Source organism: Pseudoalteromonas sp. ASV78, assembly GCF_047806705.1.
Taxonomy (GTDB): Bacteria; Pseudomonadota; Gammaproteobacteria; order Enterobacterales; family Alteromonadaceae; genus Pseudoalteromonas; species Pseudoalteromonas prydzensis_A.
This window is the reverse complement of the sequence record NZ_JBLOPA010000002.1, coordinates 256,389-280,166: the sequence shown is the minus strand read 5'-3', so window position 1 is coordinate 280,166 and position 23,778 is coordinate 256,389. Positions and strand designations below refer to the sequence as shown.

At 39.8% G+C, this 23,778-nt stretch carries 16 protein-coding genes and 1 pseudogene; 9 read left to right on the top strand and 8 right to left on the bottom strand.

What is annotated here, in order from left to right; genetic code table 11:
* Positions 1-306: 306 nt before the first annotated feature.
* Positions 307-3,021, bottom strand: coding sequence for a TonB-dependent receptor (locus tag ACMVDV_RS19390; RefSeq protein WP_416159295.1), 2,715 nt, complete (start codon positions 3,019-3,021; stop codon positions 307-309).
* Between the two features lie 443 nt (positions 3,022-3,464).
* Here ACMVDV_RS19390 and ACMVDV_RS19385 point away from each other — a divergent pair, with 443 nt between their 5' ends.
* The 3 genes from ACMVDV_RS19385 (at position 3,465) to ACMVDV_RS19375 (ending at position 6,574) form a co-directional block, all read left to right on the top strand.
* Positions 3,465-4,223, top strand: coding sequence for a rhamnogalacturonan acetylesterase (locus ACMVDV_RS19385; RefSeq protein WP_304180394.1), 759 nt, complete (start codon positions 3,465-3,467; stop codon positions 4,221-4,223).
* A 102-nt stretch (positions 4,224-4,325) separates the two neighbouring features.
* Positions 4,326-5,321: an LLM class flavin-dependent oxidoreductase gene (locus ACMVDV_RS19380; protein ID WP_416159294.1), complete on the top strand. Its 996-nt coding sequence runs from the start codon at positions 4,326-4,328 to the stop codon at positions 5,319-5,321.
* Positions 5,322-5,593: 272 nt separating this feature from the next.
* Positions 5,594-6,574 carry a patatin-like phospholipase family protein gene (locus tag ACMVDV_RS19375; protein WP_416159293.1) on the top strand — a complete coding sequence of 327 codons (981 nt, stop codon included), beginning with the start codon at positions 5,594-5,596 and terminating at the stop codon, positions 6,572-6,574.
* Positions 6,575-6,654: 80 nt separating this feature from the next.
* Here ACMVDV_RS19375 and ACMVDV_RS19370 read toward each other — a convergent pair whose 3' ends face one another.
* A complete protein-coding gene (locus ACMVDV_RS19370) occupies positions 6,655-7,521 on the bottom strand; it encodes a DMT family transporter (protein WP_416159292.1) in 867 nt (288 codons plus the stop codon).
* Positions 7,522-7,605: 84 nt separating this feature from the next.
* On the bottom strand, positions 7,606-8,214 hold the full coding sequence (locus ACMVDV_RS19365; RefSeq protein WP_416159291.1) for a helix-turn-helix domain-containing protein: 609 nt from the start codon (positions 8,212-8,214) through the stop codon (positions 7,606-7,608).
* Positions 8,215-8,510: 296 nt separating this feature from the next.
* Here ACMVDV_RS19365 and ACMVDV_RS19360 point away from each other — a divergent pair, with 296 nt between their 5' ends.
* Together ACMVDV_RS19360 and ACMVDV_RS19355 are read left to right on the top strand one after the other, a co-directional pair.
* Positions 8,511-9,917, top strand: a complete 1,407-nt coding sequence (locus ACMVDV_RS19360; protein WP_416159290.1) for an alanine/glycine:cation symporter family protein — start codon at positions 8,511-8,513, stop codon at positions 9,915-9,917.
* 73 nt (positions 9,918-9,990) lie between these two features.
* Positions 9,991-11,049 carry a patatin-like phospholipase family protein gene (locus tag ACMVDV_RS19355; protein ID WP_416159289.1) on the top strand — a complete coding sequence of 353 codons (1,059 nt, stop codon included), beginning with the start codon at positions 9,991-9,993 and terminating at the stop codon, positions 11,047-11,049.
* Between the two features lie 170 nt (positions 11,050-11,219).
* On the opposite strand, the gene ACMVDV_RS19350 is transcribed toward ACMVDV_RS19355, so the two are convergent.
* Positions 11,220-11,783 carry a YSC84-related protein gene (locus ACMVDV_RS19350; protein WP_064664858.1) on the bottom strand — a complete coding sequence of 188 codons (564 nt, stop codon included), beginning with the start codon at positions 11,781-11,783 and terminating at the stop codon, positions 11,220-11,222.
* Positions 11,784-11,924: 141 nt separating this feature from the next.
* On the opposite strand from ACMVDV_RS19350, the gene ACMVDV_RS19345 reads away from it, so the two are divergent.
* Together ACMVDV_RS19345 and ACMVDV_RS19340 are read left to right on the top strand one after the other, a co-directional pair.
* Positions 11,925-13,136 (top strand): tyrosine-type recombinase/integrase, encoded by a 1,212-nt coding sequence (locus ACMVDV_RS19345; protein ID WP_416159288.1) that lies wholly within the window; start codon positions 11,925-11,927, stop codon positions 13,134-13,136.
* Positions 13,137-14,327, top strand: coding sequence for a cation:proton antiporter (locus tag ACMVDV_RS19340; RefSeq protein WP_416159287.1), 1,191 nt, complete (start codon positions 13,137-13,139; stop codon positions 14,325-14,327). It begins immediately after the preceding gene.
* A gap of 74 nt (positions 14,328-14,401) precedes the next feature.
* Here the strand turns inward: ACMVDV_RS19340 and ACMVDV_RS19335 are convergent, their stop codons facing one another.
* Positions 14,402-17,461, bottom strand: a complete 3,060-nt coding sequence (locus ACMVDV_RS19335) for an FAD-binding and (Fe-S)-binding domain-containing protein (protein ID WP_416159286.1) — start codon at positions 17,459-17,461, stop codon at positions 14,402-14,404.
* Between the two features lie 151 nt (positions 17,462-17,612).
* On the opposite strand from ACMVDV_RS19335, the gene ACMVDV_RS19330 reads away from it, so the two are divergent.
* Positions 17,613-17,822 (top strand): PGPGW domain-containing protein, encoded by a 210-nt coding sequence (locus ACMVDV_RS19330; RefSeq protein WP_304181136.1) that lies wholly within the window; start codon positions 17,613-17,615, stop codon positions 17,820-17,822.
* A 73-nt stretch (positions 17,823-17,895) separates the two neighbouring features.
* On the opposite strand, the gene ppsA is transcribed toward ACMVDV_RS19330, so the two are convergent.
* A complete protein-coding gene (ppsA, locus tag ACMVDV_RS19325) occupies positions 17,896-20,271 on the bottom strand; it encodes a phosphoenolpyruvate synthase (RefSeq protein WP_416159285.1) in 2,376 nt (791 codons plus the stop codon).
* Between the two features lie 152 nt (positions 20,272-20,423).
* Here ppsA and ACMVDV_RS19320 point away from each other — a divergent pair, with 152 nt between their 5' ends.
* The gene (locus tag ACMVDV_RS19320) at positions 20,424-21,233 is read left to right on the top strand and encodes a pyruvate, water dikinase regulatory protein (RefSeq protein WP_416159284.1); all 810 of its coding nucleotides are present in this window, start codon (positions 20,424-20,426) and stop codon (positions 21,231-21,233) included.
* 70 nt (positions 21,234-21,303) lie between these two features.
* Here the strand turns inward: ACMVDV_RS19320 and ACMVDV_RS19315 are convergent, their stop codons facing one another.
* Both ACMVDV_RS19315 and tnpA read right to left on the bottom strand, forming a co-directional pair.
* Positions 21,304-22,653: a class II 3-deoxy-7-phosphoheptulonate synthase gene (locus ACMVDV_RS19315; protein ID WP_304181131.1), complete on the bottom strand. Its 1,350-nt coding sequence runs from the start codon at positions 22,651-22,653 to the stop codon at positions 21,304-21,306.
* A 677-nt stretch (positions 22,654-23,330) separates the two neighbouring features.
* Positions 23,331-23,763, bottom strand: a pseudogene (tnpA, locus tag ACMVDV_RS19310) (IS200/IS605 family transposase).
* Between the last annotated feature and the right edge of the window lie 15 nt (positions 23,764-23,778).

Here is a 23,778-nt window from a genome sequence, read left to right as displayed (position 1 = left end):
AACATTGTTCATCTTTAATTTACATTTTCAATGGCGTGCAAATGCCATTGAAGTGCAACATTATTTATAAGTACTATGATTTAATTGGTTATTTGCCACCGGTGGCACTTGGGTTTTAATTATAAATAACCGATGCGCTACTTTAGTCGCATAAAAACAGGAGAAGGGTATTATTGTCAGTATGTGAGTGATTTATAATTATCTATTTTTACACTGAGTAGTCTGTATTTTACGTATAAAAAACAGCTTAATTAAAAAATTAATTAAGCTGTTAACTTTAGGGGAATTTAGCGTTGAAACTGAGGTTTATAGGTTATAACGGATACCTAAGAAGAACTGCCGTCCGGTATGGTTATATTCACGGGGTAAATCTAACGTGCCATCACCCGTTGTATACAGGCGTTCATACTCATCGGTGAGATTTATCGCTTCAAATGTCACAGTGACATTCTCATTGATGTTATAAAACGCCGATAGATCAAAGTGTGTAGGTCCTGTTGTTGCTTCCTCTGCGTTACCATTATTACCTGTGTAATCAGTAATATAGTTATCACGCTTATTGACTGACGCACGCATACCATAATCTTCTACTTCATAATACAAGGTAAAGTTGTATGAATTTTCAGAGAGTCCGGTGATTTCTCCAGCCGAGACATAGGTATAGTTAGACACGAGTCCCATATTTTTTAACAGCCCAGGTAAGAACGAAAAAGGCTGTTGATAAATAAGTTCCAGCCCTTTGATCACAGTGCCCTGACCATTTACAGGGACAAAATGGGTGTAAGGGGTCGTTCTAGGATCGAGAGCACTTGATGGATCATATTGCGGATCATTATCAATGAAGGGTAAATAAGCAGGGTCGACTAATTTTACTTCACTATCACTTTTTATAAACGAGCCAATGTCTTTGTAAAACGCCGTAGCCGCAAGTAGCGATTCTTCTGCAAAATACCATTCAACACCAAAGTCGGTATTGGTAGAGGTAAATGGGTCTAAGAATGGGTTACCCGCACTAACAGTGCCGTTTAAATACGAAAATGATGGGTTACCTGGGTTGAGTGAACTCAAACTCGGGCGTGTCATTGTTTTTGATAAACCGAGTCTTACAATCACATCTTCAGTTGCATCAAGGGCTAAATTTAGCACTGGCAGAACATTATCGTAGCTATTTTCGATTGTTACTGGATCTGTTTGAATAAAACCGGTTGATGTTGTTTCAGTTTTAACATAACGCACACCGGCATTAGTGCGCAGCAGCATGTCGGAAATTTCATATTCAAAATTAGTCTCGATATACGCTGCCATGGTTTGCTCTTCAACTTTCCAGCTTTGCGCACTGCGCGGTACCCATTCTTTAACTAATAATTGCGAGTTTATGGCATCAAAATCAGCGACTATGAAAGGAGATAACGTACCATCATAGCCCGCACCAAAGTCATCGTACGGTAGTAATTGTGAAAAACCAGTTGCTGAATCTTGATCGGGAAAGCCATTTATTTGTGACTCATCGTAATTAACGGCTCTGTCGTTATAGGCAATACCGCCCTTGATATTCATCATGTCCATTTCGTATGATAAATCAATTTTAGCGGTATCATTTTCGCGCAGTACATCGGTTGCACGTAAGCGGCCATCTCCTAAATCAAATGAGTTGGCATCTAAAGTATCGTAATCGTAATTCATCACGGCAGTATTATTGGTTGTGCCAAAATCCATCGATACTCTATGAGGTGTGTTATTAGTCATGTTATAACGATACTGCTCAGAGCGGGCGTCAGATTCGGCGGTACCCACCATAGCGTCTAATCGGAGGTAATCCGATAAATGATATTTGGCTGAGAATACGTATTGTTTAAATTTTGTTTTTGAGATCTGCTGACGACTTTCTACTCGCGATTTAACGCCATTAAATGTCGCAGCTTGGATTTGTTTACCATTTTCAGCCACGGTAATTGATTCAGGGGTAATTTCGCTGAATGTGTTTCTAAACATCTCGAAAAAGTTGTACATAGTACGGTCATTATCGAGTGTCGAATGCAATGTATCTAGCGTAAGAACCAGATCGTCATTCGGTGCATATTGTAATGAGCCGGTAAACCCTAAGCGGTCTTGTTCATTACCAAAAAAATCAGGGCGCGGCAGGCGAGGGGTATATAAACAATTTACTGCATCGACTGTTTGACCTTCGAACTCACACTCCCCAGTATTGGGTGTACCAATCACTTCTGTATTGGAGGTGTCTGCGTAAATGCCACCACCATCGAGTACTGGTGTTGTCCAGCGTACCGTACCAAAACCTTCTTGGCGCACGGTGCGTTCAGATTTTGCGACAGAGAATAAAGCACCAATTGTATCATCAGCAAATGTGTTGCTGATCATAAATACCATCCGTGGGTCTACTTCTTCAGTGAGGTCGTTATAACCGGCTTGCGCAGACGCGGCAACATGAAAACCGGTTGAATCAAAAGGCCGTGCGGAATACATGTCAACGGTACCTGCTATGCCACCTTCTTCGGTTGCGGCCGTTGGGGTTTTTTGAATATCAACACGATTAAATAACTCCGATGCAAATATATTAAAATCAAATGCACGGCCCCCATTTACACCACCACCTGAGTCAGTACCATCGGTACTTGCGGGTACTTCCATGCCATTTAGGGTGGTACGAGTAAACGCCGGACCTAAGCCACGTAAGGTAATTTGTCGTCCTTCGCCACCTTCACGGGAAATAGCCACGCCAGGAATACGTTGTAATGATTCGGCGATATTCAGATCGGGAAACTTACCAATATCTTCAGCCGCGATAGATTCAGTGGTATTTACTTCAAAACGTTTAGTTGCTAACGATTTATTTAATGATGATCTAAATCCAGTTACTTGAATTAACTCAATGTCATTTTGGGCTTTAGTCTCTGTTTGTGGCTGTTCATCGGCTGCGATTGCATATGATGTTGTGCCCAGTAGTAAGGCACTAACAATGCAGTTAAGTGGCTTAATAACGAATTTATTTGCAGTCTTCATTGTGTGTTCCTTTTTATGCTGTTGATTTGAGCTTTTATTTTTATTCTGCACTATGTTTTTGTGTTGCTTGGTTTAGCCAAAAAAAATATAAATCAATGATATTAATCAATAAATTTATTATTCTAGCCAGTGGCAATAATAACAGCAGTGCAATTGCTACCGGTGGCATAGAAGTCAAGCTATCTCTAAAAAAGCGTATTGTCAAACGTAAAAAATCATATGTTTGATGTTTTATTTACATTTATTTTGCAGTAAAAGCACATTTACTATTGGCTGAATTTTATTCAGCACTATGATTTAACTTGTTATTTGCCACCGGTGGCAGTTGGTGGTATGTTTATAATGACAACTACATTTAGGTAAAATTATTTTTCACTTAACTGCAAAAAATAATTTTATAACGGGCTAAACTGATTTTTTAAAAACAACAAAGAGCGAGTAGAATGGGAAAATTAATAGCAGCAATACTTATGATGATGAGTTTTTCAAGTATGTCAGCAACCACTAAAGTTCAGCTTTTTATGGCGGGGGATTCAACCATGTCAATTAAAGACGTGAAGGATTACCCTGAAACAGGTTGGGGAATGCCATTTAGTATCTTTTTTAATGACAGTATCGACGTTAAAAATCGTGCTAAAAATGGCCGTAGTACACGCACCTTTATCAGTGAAGGCTTGTGGGCGGGCATTATAAATGAACTTAATAAAGATGATTTTGTGATCATTCAATTTGGTCATAACGATCAGTCTAAACAGAAAGTGGACCGCTACACCACACCAGCACAATATAAGCAAAATCTAGTTAATTTTATTGCCGAAGTAAGAGCAAAGCAGGCACAACCATTACTGATGACTCCGGTAACGCGACGTAACTTTGATGAAAAAGGCCAGATCAAGGACACCCATCCTATTTATGCTGATATAGTCAGAGACGTAGCGCAGCAAACTGGGGTTGATTTTATTGACATGGAACGAATAACCCAACAGTATTTTCAAAAGCTTGGTGGCATCAATTCACGCTTACGCTTTATGCATATAGCAGCTAACCTGCACCCAAATTACCCTATGGGCGTAGAAGACAATACTCATTTCAATGAACTCGGTGCTCGAGAAGTTGCGCAATTAGTATTAACAGCAATGAAAAAAATAAATCACCCACTCGTTGCACAATTACGCATACCTGATCCAAAACACTTAAAATAAAATCAATGATTGAATTACCCACCTAGCAGACCCATTACTGTAAACATGGTTAAATTATTTTGACCATGTTTATCACTTAATTAAAGGCAATGAGGAGTACGCATGTCTGGGTTATCTGCAATACCGTTTTCTTTACTTGAGCTAAGCCCAATGAAACAAGAGGCCACTGTCTCAAGTACTCTGGCAAATAGTGTCGCTTACGCACAAAAAGCGGATGAACTCGGTTTTAACCGATTTTGGATGGCAGAGCATCACAATATGTTGGGTATTGTTTGCGCCGCAACCTCGGTATTAATTGGCCATATAGCCGGGCATACAAATACGATTCGCGTTGGTGCTGGCGGAGTCATGTTACCCAATCATCCGCCACTGATTGTTGCAGAACAATTTGGCACGTTAGAAAGTTTATACCCTGGGCGCATTGATCTAGGGCTTGGTCGTGCACCGGGTAGTGATCATATAACCAGTCGAGCACTTAGGCGGGATGAACGCCGTGCAGAAAACTTTGCAGAAGAAGTCACAGAACTACAAACTTTACTTGGCCCATATGATGGCAGCCATCCGGTACGGGCGATCCCAGGTGAAAACACCAATGTGCCCATCTGGTTATTAGGCTCCAGTTTATACAGCGCACAGCTGGCGGCTAAAAAAGGCCTACCGTATGCCTTTGCAGGGCACTTTGCGCCACGCTTTGTTTATGATGCAATTGCATTATATCGACGCGAATTTAAACCTTCAGAGGTACTGGCTAAACCTCATGTAATGCTTGGGCTTCCCGTGGTAGCAGCCGATACGGATGAACAAGCGCAGTTTTTAGCAACCACATCAAAACAACGTATTTTAGCCTTATTACGTGGCGATCCATTATGGTTAAAGCCACCAGTATCAACAATGGATGGGTTGTGGAGCGCACAAGAGCAAGCACAGGTTGAGAACTTTCTAGGACTGTCGGTGGTGGGTAGCCCAATCACCGTTGCCCATAAATTAGCCATGCTAGCCAAAGAGCTGAGTGTTGATGAATTTATTTTTACCAATGATTTGTATGAAAGTGAAGATAGACATCGCGCTCTGGAAATTTTAATGGCAATAAAATCTTAACAGTTAAAAATTTAAATTCTGAAAAGTTAACACAACCTAACAAACATTAAGCAACGGCTCATTTTATCATTGCTATCCTACCTTTACTGGCTAGAGCAAACGCTCTAGCCAGTTACTATACTTTTAAATAGCGCATTTAACGCGACCGCAGACACCATTTAGTGTTCTGTTTTATTAATCAATCAGATTTATATAATCAATTTTAACGTTTAAGTTAAACACCTTAAAATGAAGCTATAAACCAGTAAAGCAATAACAAAGGAAGGCATAGTTTGCAATCTCAAGACCCTAAAATCACCAATACTTTCAATAAAACAGCATTGATCGCAGAAGGGGGTGGGCAACGAGGGATTTTCACCGCGGGTGTACTCGATGCATGGCTTGAACATGAATATGATCCATTTGATTTATTTATTGGTACTTCTGCAGGTTCACAAAACTTAACTAGCTATTTAGCGCGTCAAAAAGGCTATGCCAAACGCTTGATCAGAGGGCTTTCCCGTCATAAACGGTTTTTTCAATTAGGCCGTGGTTTAGTGGGAAAACATATAGTCGACTTAGACTGGTATTTTGATAAAACCACCGAAGTTAACAGAGCACTTGATTTTACAACCGCAAAAGCCAGTTTAGGTGAACGAGAGCTGCTGATCACCGCAACCAATGCCCGTGACCGCAAAGCTTATTTTTTATCTCCAACCGGGGAAGGCCAACAATGGCGAGAGCTATTAAAAGCGTCAAGTGCGCTGCCATTTTTGTATAGACAAGGTGTAAAGCTCACGCCCTGGTTAAACGCATTAGCTGCCAATGAAATAGATAAAACTGATCTACACGCTGAGTCAGACTTTTACTTAGATGGTGGCCTTGCTGCGCCACTTCCGGTGCGCGAAGCCTATCATCGTGGTGCCCGTAAAATTGTGGTAATACGTACTGTTGATCAAGATTTTCAAGCGCAATCGGCATGGGTCAACAAATTAAAAGCGTTTGTTTGTGCCTCTGGGTATTGCCCAAAAACATTAGACTATTTATTACAACACGAACAAGCCTATGAAGATGAGTTAGCATTTATTGCCAACCCTCCGAAAGATGTAGAAATAATACAAATTTTTGCAAAGCAAAAACTTTCGAGTAAATTACTCGGTAGTTCAACCAGTGATTTACGTCGGGATTATAAATTAGGCTTATTAGCGGGTAATAGCTATTTTACTGAGCAATACCCAACAACCAATACGCACACAGTTGCTGTGGCTAACTAATTGCTGTAGATGAATTTATTGCAATGAGTTGCATGTCAGTTGTAGTAAGCATCACGCGTTGTTTGTAATTAAAAAGCGAGTCATAAATGGCGCGCATTCACGGCCTTAGGCCTGTATTTATAATTACTGATCGCGGCGCCAGTGAACACAAAGGCCAGTGCAATTAGAATTGACCAAGAAAAATGTATTTGTTGAGCCAGAACCAGTAACAGGGTAGAAAGTAACGGTGTTAAAAAACTTAATGAGGCAAGTAAGGTTTTATTACCTCGTTTTAAAGCGATGTCCCATAAGTAAAATGCGCCGCCCACAGGTCCTAACCCCAACAAAAGAATACCCACAGCCTGCGATAATGAAAAACCTGTGACTGTTTGTTCAAAAAATATATGTGCCAATAAGGCTAAAATGGCGACATACAGAGAAAGCCAACCAATATCATCAACGTGATTATCAAAGCGAGTCATTAACCATGAATAACTCGACCATAATAGTGCACAGCTCGCAGCAAATAGGTAGCCTAAAAAGTACTGGCTATTGACAGCAAAACCACTGCCATCACTGATTAAAAACACAATCCCTATAAAACCAACCAGACCGCCTAAAATCGCATTTATTTTGTGTTCCGACTGCGCGACAAAAACGCCTAGTAACAACGGCCATAAATAGACAATCAGGCTAACTTCGATCAATGGCGCATATTTAAGTGCCATAAAATAACAAAAATGAAAACCAAATAAGCCAGTTATGCCAATAATTGTTTGCGCCTTACCAAGTGTTGGTTGTGTTAACAAAGGCTGCTTGCTAACAAGCCGTTTAATAAACAGCAATAAGAACGACACAAAAAAGCACATAAATAGTAACTGAAAAGCCGGTAATGATTTAGTTAAATTACCTAACAGTGCTAATGCACCCCATAAAAAAATAGCTAATACGCCGAAACTTGTAGACATGGCAAACTTTTGACTAAAAATTGATAAAAGTAGTTTATCAATTTTACTATTTAACACTGTGCTTAAAAGGCGATATTGTTGACGTTAAAGCTGCTTTTTCAAGTTCCGTGGCGATTGTTTGAAATAGCAAGTGAAGGCGCGACTAAAAGCCGAAGGGTCGTTATAACCAACTTGCTCAGCAATTATTGCGATAGCTAAATCAGAGTAACAAAGTAAGGAACGCGCATGTTCCATTCGTAATTGCGTGTGATATTTTACTGGGCTGGTGTGCATGCTTTGTTTAAAAACCGCTTTGAATTGGGTAACACTTAAACATGCCATCGCTGCCATATCACTCAGTGTATAGTCTATCGATAAATCTTTTTTTATTAATAACAAAACGTTATTTATCCGTGGATCAATAGTCGCATTGCTAGTTTGTTGTTTGAGTAAGAGCAAAAATAAATTAAAACATAACGCGGTTTCATCTTCGTTAGTTACAGCTTGCAGCTGCTTTTGAGTAAAACTTAGATAACTCATTAATTTATCGTCAATACTGAAACAGGGCGTCTTTATCGTCGTTAAGTTATCGGGCAGCTTTAATAAATCGGCCACGATAAAGCGCGCATTTTCATCTGATTTAAACGCATGTAGGGTATTTTTAGGGATCACCACACATTGGCCAACCCCAACAGGTGCTGCAAAATTATTCATGCTAATTTCTATATAGCCACAAAGCGGTAAAACAAGTTGGTGATAGTGGTGCTGGTGGCTGTGGATTTTTCGCGTGTAGTATCGGATCGATAAGTTATTCATCTATCAAATTTAATAATTGCTACTGACAAACAAGCATGAACGCTATTGTAGGGTGTTGTAAATAACTTTTTGCTATTTTAACACACTCAATACTTGCTAATTTATATCAGCAAGATAAAGTATTGCCAACTAAATATTCTAAAGTTTCGCATTTATATTCAATTCGGCGGATCGTAATAATAACAAGGGCAAACATGTTTGATTTGATCGTAGGCAGGATAAATAATCTGCTTTGGGGCGAAGGGCAAATACTGATCTACATTTTACTATTCACTGGTATTTGGTTTTCTGTACGTTTAAAACTGATTCAAATTTTTAAATTTAAACACATGTTCAGCCTGCTCAAAGGTAGTAGTAAATGCGATAAAAACGACATTAGTTCGTTTCAAGCATTGTGTACCGGATTAAGTGCTCGGGTTGGCACGGGGAATTTAGCTGGCGTTGCTGTGGCAATATCATTAGGTGGCAGCGGTGCGATATTTTGGATGTGGGTGATTGCCATATTAGGCATGGCCACAGGGTTTGCTGAAAGCGTACTTGGCCAAGTGTATAAAGTACGCGATAGCCAAGGCGAATTTAGAGGCGGCCCCGCTTATTATATTCAGCAAGGAATAGGCAGTCGCAGCCTCGCTATCGCGTTTGCGCTGTGTTTGTTCTTAGGCTATGGCTTTACTTTTAGCGCCATGCAAACCAACACCATTACCGATGCGCTTAATTTCGCTTTTGAAATTCCAACCTTTTATTCTGGCATAGTGATAACGCTACTTGCGGGCTCTATTATACTGGGCGGCTTTAAAGCTATCGCCCGCTTTGCTGAGCGCGTAGTGCCGGTGATGGGCATTGTATTTGTACTGGCAGCAGTGATTATTACCTTGATTAACGTCACCCAAGTACCCGCTATGTTAAAGGATATATTCTTATCTGCATTTGGCCTGCAAGAGGCGGGAGCTGGCGCGATGGGCGCAGCGATAAAAAATGGTATTCAACGTGGCCTTTATTCAAATGAGGCTGGCGCAGGCAGTGTACCGCATGCATCAGCCAGTGCGTCGCCTATTCCAAATCACCCGGTTACCCAAGGGTATATTCAAATGCTTGGGGTGTTTTTTGATACCATCGTGTTGTGTAGTTGTACAGCGGTGATCATCTTACTGGCTGATGTTGATATCAGTGGTGAGATGGAAGGCATTCGCTTAACACAAGCGGCAATGACCGCGCATTTAGCGCAAGGAGGGGTGTACTTTGTGGCAGCCGCTATTAGCTTATTTGCTTTTACCTCGGTGGTGGCTAACTACGCCTACGCCGAAAGTAATCTACATTTATTTAAGCTCGATAATAAACTAGGGCGCGGTATTTACACTCTTTTATACTTATCTATGATGATGTGGGGCGCATCTGCCACATTAAAAGAAGTGTGGGACTTAGCCGATATTGCCCTTGGTTTGATGACAGTCGTCAATGTAATTGCCATAATATTGCTCACCCCGACTATTTTAAATGTCACAGACGATTATAATAGGCAACGAGCCCAAGGGATTGAACCTGAATTTAATGCAAAAAATGTGCTTGTGCAAGGTAAAACCGAGCAGGGAATTTGGCACTAAATATAACGATTAAAGTGAATTTTTTTGCATAAGTATTCACTTTGATAATGGTTGAAAATAATGAAGTATTTTCATGATTGATATTTATGCAGGTAACACTGCAGCAAAAATAATAACTGAGCAGGGCTTTAACCCTGACCTTTTTAGCAGCTTTTTAGGGGCATCCGGTGGCCCTAAATGGTTTACTTTATTTGGCTTAGATAAATATATTTTTGGTGAGTTTTTTAAACACCGATCATCACCACTGAATTTGATCGGCTCGTCGGCGGGAGCATTTAGAGCAGCGTGTTTTTCACAACATGATCCGGTGGCAGCCATTGAGCGTTTGGCAAAATCTTACAGTGAAACGCGTTACTCGAGTAACAAACCAACACCGCAAGAAATAACCAGCAAAGCCCGCGCTTTACTCGAAGAGGTGTTTGGCAACAATGGCGTGACAGAAATAATCAACAACCCCATTTTTAAAGCACATTTTATTGTCGCAAAATCAAATGGCTTAGTAGCAAGTGAACTAAAAGCATTACAGCTATTGGGCCTGAGCAAAAGTTATTTAACCAATCGCGTAAACCGGCGCTTTTTAAATAAACAATACGAACGCTTTATTTTTCAAGCGCCTAATAGTGATTTAGCCCTTGAAGACAGCTATCAATTTAAAACTACACAGCTAGATTTAAACAAAGATAATTTAAAAGATGCGCTATTAGCCTCGGGCTCAATCCCGTTGGTGATGCAAGGTATAAAAAATATTATCGGCGCGCCAGCGGGCATGTATCGCGATGGCGGTATTGTTGATTACCATTTTGATTTAAAAATTAACAACCCAGGTTTAATTTTATACCCGCACTTTAATAGCGAACCAAAAGCAGGGTGGTTTGATAAAAATTTAAAACGTAAAGTCGCGTCACAAAACTACGCTAACGTAGTAATGATCACCCCATCAAAACAATTCATCGCCGGCTTACCTTACGGAAAAATCCCCGACAGAAACGACTTCACCAATCTCGATGCGGATACACGTATAAAATATTGGCGAACAGTGTTTAGTGAAACCGAAAAATTAGCTGACGCGTTTAATAAAAAACTAACAAAAGGTAAGTTTGAATTAAAAATAATTGACAGTTTAAGGATATGAATTATTTTTTCTTACGGCTTACGGCTTACGGCTTACGGCTTACGGCTTACGGCTTACGGCTTACGGCTTACGGTAACAACCCATAAATTACGTTATGTTAAATAGTGCAAAGTAAATTAAAGTGGGCGTAATCATACAAACTAGCCCACTTTTAGCAGGGTTTTACTGGCTTAATTTAGCTCAGAATCTACCCAGAATTTAGTACCTTTTAACACGGCTTGCAGTGCTAGGCCACTTTCGGTTAAAGAATAAACGGTTACTTGATCGGCAATGGCTTCGGCAACTACGGCGCCACCTTTATCTTGGTATTTTGCAGCGGCATCGGCATTACCACCGAAGGCCCAACCATGTTCAATAAAACGGTTTAACGCGGCTTGATTATGAAAAACCATCACCACATTAAAGTCTTTAACGCCTAATCCTAACCCTAAACCGGCTTCACCCATATTCATATAGGTTGATTTACCGGTTAAGTTATTTTTTACCACACCGTAACCACCACCAAAGCTGGCTAAAACAACATTGACATTGGCATTATCAAATACCGCATAGCCTGCAGAATTAGCAATTTGTTGTTTAACATCTGGTTTTTCTTTGTATAATTTACTCAGTGTATCTGCTCGCATATTTTGCACTAGATTACGCTTTTCAGTTGGAGAAGCACTACCTGTTGTAGCACAACCAGACAGTACTAATGTGAGTGCGACTAAACTTAAAACAATTAATTTTTTCATATGCTTTCCTTAAACCAACAACATTGCTTTGCTATTATCTAATTAGCTTCACAATTATAGAACCACTAAGTCCAATACTAGACAGTATCGGACTTTATAGTTAAACTGTAACTACTTTATTTTATTAGAAATAACTATATTATGCTTGTTGCTTTGGTCGATACATTAAAACAATTACGGTATCAAATTGCCCATCTTGAAGATGATACATTGCAATCAGAATACCCCGAACTTGCCTCCTTTATACAGCAAGTTGGCTTGACTGTCGCTGAATCTAAGCAAGAATTAGTATTTTTGTACCAATTTTTATATGTTTATGGTCGAAAATCAGAAGCAACCTATAACCGTTTTCGTAACGAACTCGAGCGCTTTTATTTATGGTCCTGGTTAGTTGCTGAAAAGTCAGTATTTGAATTAAAGCGTGAAGACATCGAAGCCTATGTTGATTTTATGGTCGAACCCGATAAACGCTGGACCATGACTTCGGTGCAATGGCGTTATAAAGATGAGCAAGGGATCCGTAGATTAAACGAAAATTGGCGCCCTTTTATGCTCAAAGAATCGATTGCCAGCCAGCAAACTTTAGCAGCTATGTTCACAGCACTTAATGTTTTTTATAAGTTTGCTATTTTAGAAGAAAAAACCTTTGCTAACTTTGTACCGGTTGTTAAAAAAAATAGCCCGTATTTAGTTGTGCAATCACAAATAAAAATTCCTGATACCTTAAGCGATATTCAATGGGAATATGTATTTGGTGTCACCCGTGATAAATGTGAGCAAGTTCCAGATTTAGAACGTAATTTATTTACTTTAGCCTGTTTAAAAGGCCTTTATTTACGGATCTCAGAACTATCAGAGCGGCCGCAATGGTCGCCCGTTATGTCTCATTTTTGGCAAGATAATGATGGCTTTTGGTTTTTAAGGATCATGGGTAAAGGAAATAAATTACGCGATGTCACACTCAGTGAAGATTTTGTAACTTATTTAAAACGTTATAGATTATATCGAGGGTTGTCAGCCCTGCCCCGTGTTGATGAGGCCGAACCATTGGTACATAAAATTCGCGGCCAAGGTGGTATGACTGTTCGACAAATTCGCCGTTTAGTACAACAAAGTTTTGATTTAGCAAAACAATCTTTACTTGATGATGGTTTTACGGATGATGCCGAGCAACTAGAGTCCGCGACTGCGCATTGGCTAAGACATACTGGTGCAACCCATGATGCACAAACTCGCCCTTTAAAACATTTATCGGAAGATTTAGGGCATGCAAAAATTGCCACTACCGATCAAATATATATTCAGACAAATATCAAAGAGCGTGCAAAATCTGGGCTTAAAAGGAAAGTTTAAATGGAATATATTGTATTAGCCGTTGTGGGTTTAGCATTTTTAATTTACTCATTATCTATGCATCAACTCGAGCGAGCAGAAATTACCGGACCTATGTTTTTTGTTATTATCGGTGCGTTGCTCGGGATTTTGCTCCCAAGTAAAACGGCTCATTTAACCAGAGACTTAGATCATTTATTACCTTTAATAGAATTAACACTGAGCATATTTTTATTTACTGATGCTGCAAAAACCAAACTGACGGTTTTAAAACACAGCTTTCAATACCCTAGCCTATTACTTTTTGTTGCTTTACCACTTACCTTGTTTGCTGGAATTATTATTGCGAGTTTAATGTTTACTCAGCTCACACTTATTCAAGCAGCACTGGTGGCAATAATATTAACGCCGACAGATGCGGCGCTTAGTAAAGGATTATTAAATAGCAGTGCGGTGCCTGAAAAAATTCGCGAAGGGATCAATACTGAAAGTGGCTTAAACGATGGTTTATGTGTGCCGATATTTTTAGTCTTGATGTTGTTAGCAAAAGAGCCGGCATCTGCATTTTCGGTTTATGATACTATCCTTGTTTTTGCGCGTGAATTAGGTGTGGCTATTCTGGTTGCAATTGCTGCGATGGGATTGATCATTCCCGCGATTAAATTTGCCATGCAACGTCATTATTTTTCAAATAACACGAGCCCATTTTTAGTGGTTGGCATGGCAATGGCCATTTTTTCGATTGCACAAAGTTTACATAGCAGTGGTTTTATTGCGGTGTTTGTTGCTGGATTAATTTTTGATAGATTTACTGATCTGACTTTACGCTTAAAACTCGTTGAAGATAGTGAGCACATAGCTGACTTTACTGGTTTGTTGATCTGGTGTTTATTTGGTTTTGTGTGCAGCTATTTAGTTCTGCCAGAATTATCATGGGCACTTGTTGTATTTGCATTACTCAGTACAACGCTGATTAGAATTATTCCTGTGCTGTTGTCATTACAATTTACTAAATTAAAAATGAAAGAACGTTTTACTTTTGCATGGTTTGGTCCGCGAGGTTTAGCTTCAATCGTGTTTACTTTGATGGTGATCGATAGCAGCATCGAAAATAAATACCTTATAGCTACAATTGCTATGACCACTATTTTATTTAGTGTTTTTATTCATGGTATGAGTACTAAGCCTATTGCTGATAGTTATTTAAAATAAAAATCACATTCTAAAAAAAATGCCGCACTTCTTTTTAAAAGAGTACGGCATTTTTATTTATATTAAATTAACTGTTATGAGATCAGCTTATCGGCTAGCAGCTCTATCGGGTGTTTAGGTTTGAATTTCTCATAGCGTTTAACTTGGCTACGACAAGAAAATCCTGTTGCTAATAATTGCTCAGGTTTATTTTTTTCTACAACACCCTGCCAACTCATTTCATATAATGCCCGCGAGTTATTTTGGTTTTGCGCTTCATGGCCATAAGTTCCCGCCATGCCACAACAACCGGTTGCCGTAGTATTAAGTGTTAAACCTAAATCTGAAAATATTGTTTGCCAAACATTTGCTGCTTTTGGTAACGCGGTTGTTTCAGTACAATGACTTAATAAAGTAAACGCTGCATCGCTGCTATCGCTAGTTACTTTTTCGGCCAGTGGTTTAAACGATTGTGTTGCTAACCATTCATGAGCAAGTAACACTTCAAACTCACCACGCTGATCTTCTAAAATAGAATTATATTCATCGCGGTAACACATGACTAATGAAGCATCTAAACCAACTAAAGGTGCATTAATTTCTGATAGTGAATTTAAAAACGCCGCGGCATTTTTAGCTGTAATTTTGAATTCATGCAAAAAGCCTTTGACGTGTTGTGGCTTACCGTTTGGTAAAAATGGTAATAGGATTGGCTTTTTCCCCAGCGCTGAAATAATTTGTATAAAGCTTTCGACTAACTCAGCTTCATAAAAACTGGTAAATGGATCTTGCACAATCAACACATATTCATTTTGTTGTTCAGCGCTTAGCGATTGTAACTGGGCAAAATTAAACTGATGTTGTTTCTTAATACGCTTTTTAAGTGAAGGCGTACTAAGTAATGGCGTATCTACATAACCAACTGATTTTTTAATGAATGCACTGACGAGTTTAGTTTTTACAATTGGATTAATGACGCGCGAAAAGCTTGCCATTAGCGGTGCACTGTTTTCAATATTCCCGACTAGATAATCTTTCAGCGGACGCGCGTAATAACTGTGATAATAATTTAAAAAGCGTGAGCGAAAAGTTGGTACATCTACTTTTATTGGGCACGCAGTGGTACATGCTTTACACGCTAAACACTCATCCATCGATTGTTTTACTTCGTGAGAAAAATCATACACGCCCTTTTTCTTATCGCGGCTATGTTGGTAACGTTCCCACCAGGTGATCACTTCACCTTTATTAAGTTCTTTTTCTACAGCTAATAAATCAATATTTTTTGCTTCTTGTAAACGCAGCCATTCCCGCATTAAACTAGCGCGACCTTTTGGTGAATTACGACGATCACCGGTTACTTTATATGATGGGCACATAGGTGATTTTTCGTTGTAGTTAAAACAGATACCATTACCATTACAGGTCATGGCGTTGTTAAAACTTGTTTTCACATTGACAGAAATTTGCTTATCAAACCATGCTCGCTTTTGATCGTCTACACTAACTAGTGAGTCCTCACTGTCAATAGGTGTGCATATTTTACCTGGGTTGATGCGATTGTTTGGATCAAATGCAGCCTTTATACGGCGTAATTGATTGAACAAATGCTCTCCAAAAAACTCAGGACCGTATTCGCTACGATAGCCTTTGCCATGCTCACCCCACATAAGGCCACCGTATTTAGCCGTCAGCTTAACAACTTCATCAGAGATCACCCGTAGTAATTTTTCCTGTTCGGGATCGCACATATCCAGCGCTGGACGCACATGTAATACACCGGCATCAACATGGCCAAACATACCATATTGTAAATTATGGCTATCAAGTAATGCTCTAAACTCTACGATGAAATCGGCGAGATTTTCCGGTGGTACTGCGGTGTCTTCAGCAAACGCGAGGGGTTTTTGAGTGCCTTTTACATTACCTAATAAGCCAACAGATTTTTTACGCATAGCGTAAATTTTTAAAATGTCTGCTTTATCGCTGGTAAGCTGATAGCCAATCACGCCATTTTTTTGCTGTGCTACGCAATCATCGAGTAATTTACATAAGCTTTCAACTTTGTCTTTTATGTCATTAACTGATACAGCATTAAACTCAACCATGTTGAGCCCTTGCATATCTTTATTTGCAACATCGGTTATTAAGTCCGATACTGAATGCCAAATGATATCTTGGCGTGCAAGGTTAAGCACTTTACTGTCAACAGTTTCAACAGAGGTTGCCCGTGCCGCGACTAAGAATGGTGAATGGCGTAGCGCAGAATCAAAACTGTCGTACTTAATGTTGATCAAGGTTTTAAATTCAGCTATCGGAGTTATGTTGAGTTTTGCTTCAGTAACAATACCAAGGGAGCCTTCTGAGCCTGTTATTAGGCGACTCATGTCAAAAGTTTGTAAGTCATCACTTAGCACATGCTCAAGGTCATACCCAGTTAAAAACCGATTTAAACGTGGAAACTTGGCTAAAATCGCCTCTCGATCTGATAAGCAAATATCCAAAACCGTAGCGTACAGTTTTCCGATTGTGGTGTCTTGCTCGGCAATGAGTTTGGCTTTTTCAATCTCAATTGGGTTGGTAGACATTTGCGTACCGTCAATTAAGTAGGTTGTTAGGCCTAAAACATGGTCACTGGTTTTGCCATAGACTAAAGAGCCTTGCCCTGATGCATCGGTATTCACCATGCCACCGATGGTTGCGCGGTTACTGGTTGATAAATCTGGCGCAAAGAAAAACCCATAAGAGCGCAAAAAATCATTAAGTTGATCTTTAATTACCCCCGTTTGTACTCTAACCCAACCTTGTTCGGGATTTATTTCGAGAATTTCTCGCATGTAACGCGATAAATCAACAACAATACCAGGTGTTAAAGACTGCCCGTTTGTTCCTGTACCGCCGCCGCGAGGGCCAAAAGTTAACGATAAAAAAGGATCGTGTGCTGCTGTTTGCAAGGCAATTTGAATGTCTTTTTCGGTTTTTGGAAAAATAACACCTTGCGGTAATTGTTGGTAAATACTGTTATCGGTTGATGCCGTTAAACGGGTGCCGTAACTTGCATCTGTATCGCCAGTAAACCCTTGTTTAGTTATTGTTTTTAGGTAACTTGCGACTAACTCGGTCGCGGCATCTTGTTGGCTTATTGTTGCTATCATGACGGTGATAAATTAAGACATTTGCTAGATTATATCATGCTAAAGCGCAATAGAAATTGAAGATTTCACAGTTTGTAACACTCTTTTTGTCGTAATAATAAACAGATTACCTATACTCATGCTTATACGCTTAATTGCACGGAATTTGAAAATGAAAAAATGTTTATTATTATTAGTGGGCAGCATGTTTATGTTGTTGGGGTTATTTTTTGCAGTGGTGCCTGGACCGTCGTTGATATTTTTTATTGCTGGGTTAATGTGCTTTTCATTTTACTACCCTAAAGCACGTCATTACCTGGCACTATGTCAAAAAGCCCTGACTAAATCATGTGCATTTTTAGATAAAAAACTCGCCCGTTAAACTTGTTTAGAATTAATTGCGTAAACAAAAATGCCAGCAACTAAGCTGGCATTTTTTATACTAATTTGACCTGCTATTTTGCTAATTTTTTAGCAAGGTATAACCATGTTTCGATTACTGTATCTGGATTTAGTGAAACAGAATCAATGCCCTGCTCTACTAACCACGCTGCAAAGTCTTCATGATCTGAAGGACCTTGACCACAAATCCCTACATACTTACCTTTTGCTTTGGCTGTTTGAATTGCCATAGAAAGTAGCTTTTTGATAGCAGGATTTCGTTCATCAAATAAATGAGCGATTAACCCAGAGTCACGATCTAGACCAAGTGTTAGCTGGGTTAAATCGTTTGAACCAATTGAGAAGCCATCAAAATATTCTAAGAACTCTTCAGCAAGTAGTGCATTTGATGGCAGTTCACACATCATGATTACTTTTAAGCCGTTATCGCCACGTTTAAGGCCATGCTCTTCAAGTAGTTCAATAACGCGTTTACCTTCTTCAAGAGTACGTACGAACGGGATCATGATCTCAATGTTGGTCATATCCATTTGGTTACGCACACGTTTGATTGCTTCACACTCAAGTGCGAAACAATCACGGAAATCTTCCGAGATATAACGTGCAGCACCACGGAAACCAATCATAGGGTTTTCTTCTTCTGGCTCATATTGTTGGCCGCCAACTAAGTTAGCGTATTCGTTTGATTTAAAATCAGACATACGAACAATAACGCGCTCAGGAGCAAATGCACAACCGAGTGTTGCAATACCTTCAACCAGTTTTGCAATATAGAACTCAACCGGTGATTCGTAACCTGCAATCATCTCGGTTATTTCTGCTTTTAATGCATCAGTTTGCGCGTCAAAATTTAACAATGCTTTAGGATGCACACCAATCATACGGTTGATGATAAATTCCACACGGGCTAAACCAACACCTGCGTGCGGTAAACGGGCAAAATCAAACGCGCGGTCTGGATTACCCACGTTCATCATAATTTTCATTGGTAGTTCAGGCATTTTATCAACACGAGATGTGAGGATTTCAAAGTCTAGAATACCTTCGTAAATGAAACCGGTATCACCTTCCGCACATGATACGGTAACTTCTTGGCCAGCTTTAATTAAATCCGTTGCGTTGCCACAACCAACGACAGCCGGAATACCTAATTCACGGGCAATGATTGCCGCGTGACAAGTACGGCCACCGCGATTAGTCACAATCGCTGCAGCGCGTTTCATGATAGGTTCCCAATCAGGATCTGTCATATCAGTGACTAAAATATCGCCAACTTGTACTTGGTCCATTTCACTGATTGAATTAAGCACACGCACAGTGCCCGAACCAATTTTATGACCAATAGCGCGACCTTCAACAATAACATTACTGCTGCCATTTAATTGGAAGCGTTCCATAACGTTAGTGTCTTCGTTTGAGCGAACTGTTTCTGGACGTGCTTGTACGATGTAAAGTTTGCCATCGTTACCGTCTTTCGCCCATTCGATATCCATGGCACGGCCATAGTGTTTTTCAATGATCACAGCTTGCTTGGCTAGTTCTTCAACTTCAGCATCTGTGATTGAAAATTTGTTTGCAAGTGCAGTTTCTACATCAACAATTTCAACTTGCTTGCCATGTGCTTGATCAGCAGAGTAAATCATTTGAATGGCTTTAGAGCCAATATTACGACGTACGACTGACGGCTTACCCTTGGCAAGTGTTGGTTTATGAACATAAAATTCATCAGGGTTAACCGCACCCTGTACTACCATTTCACCTAGACCATAGCTTGATGTAATAAATACAACATCTTCAAAACCTGATTCAGTATCGATACTGAACATCACCCCTGATGCTGATTTGTCAGAGCGAACCATGCGCTGAATACCCGCAGATAATGCAACACCACGGTGATCATAACCTTGGTGTACGCGGTATGAAATTGCGCGGTCGTTAAATAATGAAGCGAATACATGTTTGATGGCAACCATTACAGAGTCAATACCACGAACATTTAGAAAGGTTTCTTGCTGACCTGCAAATGATGCATCTGGCATGTCTTCAGCAGTTGCTGATGAACGAACTGCGAATGATACATCTGCGGTTGCGTCGCCGTGGAGTTGGCTGTATGCATCGCGGATTGCTTGGTCTAAATTAGGTTGGAATGGTGTGTCGATAATCCATTGGCGGATATCAGCACCTACTTTGGCTAGTGTGTTTACATCATCAACATCGAGTGTGTCGAGGATGTTGTGAATTTTTGCATTGAGTCCTGATTGATCTAGAAACTCATTAAACGCGTCGGCGGTTGTAGCAAAACCACCTGGCACTTGTACACCAGCGTTAGCTAGGTTAGAAATCATTTCACCAAGCGAGGCATTCTTGCCACCAACTCGTGGAACATCTTGCATACCAAGCTCTTGATACCAGAGAACGTATTCTTGCACGGGTCTTTCTCCAAAAAACAAATTGTCGTATTAACTGTGAGAGTTAAGAAAGAAAACCTTCTAAAAAGGTCCCCTTCATTCTACACTGGCAACAGACCTTACGTAAACCGTAAGGACCCCAATTTACTCTTTAACGTAATAAAAAGGTTAATATGAGAACTGCATTTTATATTTCTGACGGTACAGCCATTACTTCTGAAGTATTTGGCCATGCGACTTTGTCTTTATTTCCCGTTGAATTTAACCATAAAACCATTCCATTTGTTGAAACTGAGGCAAAAGCCAAAGAAGTAAAAGCGTTGATCAATGCAACATCGCAACGGGAAGGTGAAAAACCATTGGTGTTTTTTACTTTTGTGAACCATAGCTTAAGTGAAATTATTCGCTCGGCAGATGCTGTAAGTTATGATTTTTTAACCGCGTTTAGCGATAAAATTCAGGATGAACTTAAAGTTGCCCCAGTACCAAAAATACATCGCACTCACTCGATGCATGAAAAAAGTTACGATTTTAGAATTGATGCTGTTAACTACGCGCTGACCAATGATGATGGCGCTAACATTAAAAATTACGCTGAGGCTGATATTATTTTAGTCGGTGTTAGCCGCAGTGGTAAAACCCCGACGAGTTTATATTTAGCGTTGCAATACGGCATTAAAGCGGCAAATTATCCGCTGACAGAAGATGACTTAGAAACAGGGAGATTACCTACTTGTTTAACTGCGTATAAACAAAAACTATTTGGCCTTACGATTGACCCTGTACGCTTAGCTGATATTCGACAACGACGTATGGCAAATTCTAAATATGCGTCACTTAAGCAGTGTCGTATTGAAGTGCGTGAAGTTGAAATGCTGTATAAAAAACATAAGCTGCCCTATTTGAACTCAACGCATCACTCTGTTGAAGAAATTTCTGCAAAAATCATTTCTGATACAGGTTTAGAGCGTCGTAAGTACTAACTTCTGCTTTTTTTAAATAATATCGGACATTAAAAAAGCCGCAGTTGCGGCTTTTTATTAAAGTGAATTGTTACTTACGTGCGTCTTTTAATAGATCTGCCACTAAGAAGCCAAGCTCTAATACTTGGTCTGCATTTAAGCGTGGATCGCACTGTGTACGGTAACGCTGTGCTAAATCATCGTCAGATAAACCATACGCACCACCAGTACATTCCGTTACATGTTGACCAGTCATTTCTAAATGTACACCGCCGGCGTATGAGCCTTCGGCTTTATGTACAGCAAAAAATTGGCTGATCTCACGAAGAATGTTGTCAAAGCTTCGCGTTTTATAACCGGATGTGGCTTTTTCAGTATTACCGTGCATTGGATCTGAGCTCCAAATTACTTTACGGCCTTCTTGCTGTACTTTACGGACTAGCGCTGGCAGTTTTTCTGGTAATACATCTGCACCCATACGAGTAATTAACGTTAAACGACCAGGGATGTTATCTGGGTTAACGGCATCAATTAAACGAATTAGTTCGTCTGGGTCCATACCTGGGCCAACTTTAACCCCTATTGGGTTTTTAATGCCTTTGAAAAACTCAATGTGGGCATGATCAAGCTGACGAGTACGTTCACCGATCCAAACAAAGTGCGCAGAGCAATCATACCAATCACCCGATAAGTGATCACGGCGTGTTAGTGCTTCTTCATAACCTAGTAGTAACGCTTCGTGTGAAGTATATAACGCTGTTTCTTTTAAGCTTGGTGCAATCGTTGAGTTAATCCCGCACACTTCCATAAACTCAAGTGCGTCTTGAATTTTATCTGCTAATTGCTGGTATTTTTCTTTCAGTGGATTTGCAGCCACAAAGCCCATATTCCAACGGTTTACTTGGTGTAAGTCAGCAAGGCCACCTTGCGCAAACGCGCGTAGCAAATTAAGCGTTGCTGCGCTGTGGTGATAGGCAGTCATTAAGCGTTGTGGATCTGGAACTCGGGCTTGTTCAGTAAACTCAAAGTTGTTTACGATATCACCACGGTATGAAGGCAATGATACGCCATCAATGGTTTCTAAATCAGCTGAACGCGGTTTTGCGTATTGGCCAGCCATTCGCGCAATCTTAACTACTGGGCATTTACCGCCATAGGTAAGTACAACCGCCATTTGTAAAATGGTTTTAAAGGTGTCGCGAATATTAGCAGCATTAAAGTCACTAAATGATTCAGCACAATCACCACCTTGAAGTAAAAATGCGCGACCTTCGCACACATCTTCAAGTTGTTTAAACAAACTACGCGTCTCTTCAGCAAAAACTAAAGGTGGCGCACTTTTCAATTGACTCTCTACGCTTTTAAGCGCTTGTTGATCTGGGTACTGTGGTTGCTGAAGTATTGGGAGTTCTCTCCAGCTATTTGGGTTCCACGACTGCATGTTATTTCCTCATTCCTACATTTACCTGTTAGGTGAAAATTAACGTATGCAGCCCCCCTGTTCAAGGACTATATTCGCTAATTATCAATTATTTAGTTATGAGGTAAATATTATTGAAATTCGCTGATAATTAATTTGTTTTTACTAGCCTATTAACTTTTGATATTTATTCCTAAGTGACTAATTTTAAATACATAAATAATACAACACTCGCGAGTCAGGTTTGCTTTGCAAGGTATTGCTATTAGCATAACTAAAAAGAACACATCATACTATTTTTTATATAGAGTGTAACCTGAGCTTTACAAGTGTTTCTTAATATTTTTAGTAATCAACTGGCTGATTGTGAATTTGTATGCTATGAGCCGCTGCTATTTGTGTTTATGACCAGTATAAAGCTCGCTACTAACTCTAAGGAACGCTATTTTACAAACATTCCGCTATCAATTAGATTGGCATTACGGCTAACGCCATACTGGATTTGATTTACCTTCGACTTGCTCGTTGTCGATAAACAGCCCCTAGCAATGTTTGTTATGAGCAAGAATAAGTGGTGTATGATCTTCAAGGTTAGCGAGCATTGACCACGTAATCTTAACAGCGAATTTGTCTTATAAACGCAGGCATCAACTTATTAATAAACATTCCTGGGGTAAGCCCTTCTGCTAACGCAGAACTCACTTCGTAAGCGAGGTATTTGGGTAGAACATAGCTAACTGATGATCCGAATGGAGTTGGTCATAATTATTTCCTTGGCTTTTACATACTTTTTTAGCATTGATTCGTCACCATGTTTTCCTACCGTACTACTCCACCCCATAACTGCTTTCTAACATGAGGGCACTTTTTAAAAACCTCTCTTGCCGTTAAACTTTTATTCATCTTTACCAACTTTGTAAGCTGGTACTGACTGAACTAAATAATGAGTATGGTTTTCATCCGTCCAATTTCTAAAAAATTTGATTTCGCAACGTTTTTCTATTTCAACATAAATTTCTGTGATTGCCCTATCAGCTCCCACATCAAAAATTGCTCTTCTATATTTTGCAGGGAAACTAAGCGATAAAGTAAAACGGTCACATTGTGGCTTTTATTTATAAATTCGCTCAGTACTCAATACTATAC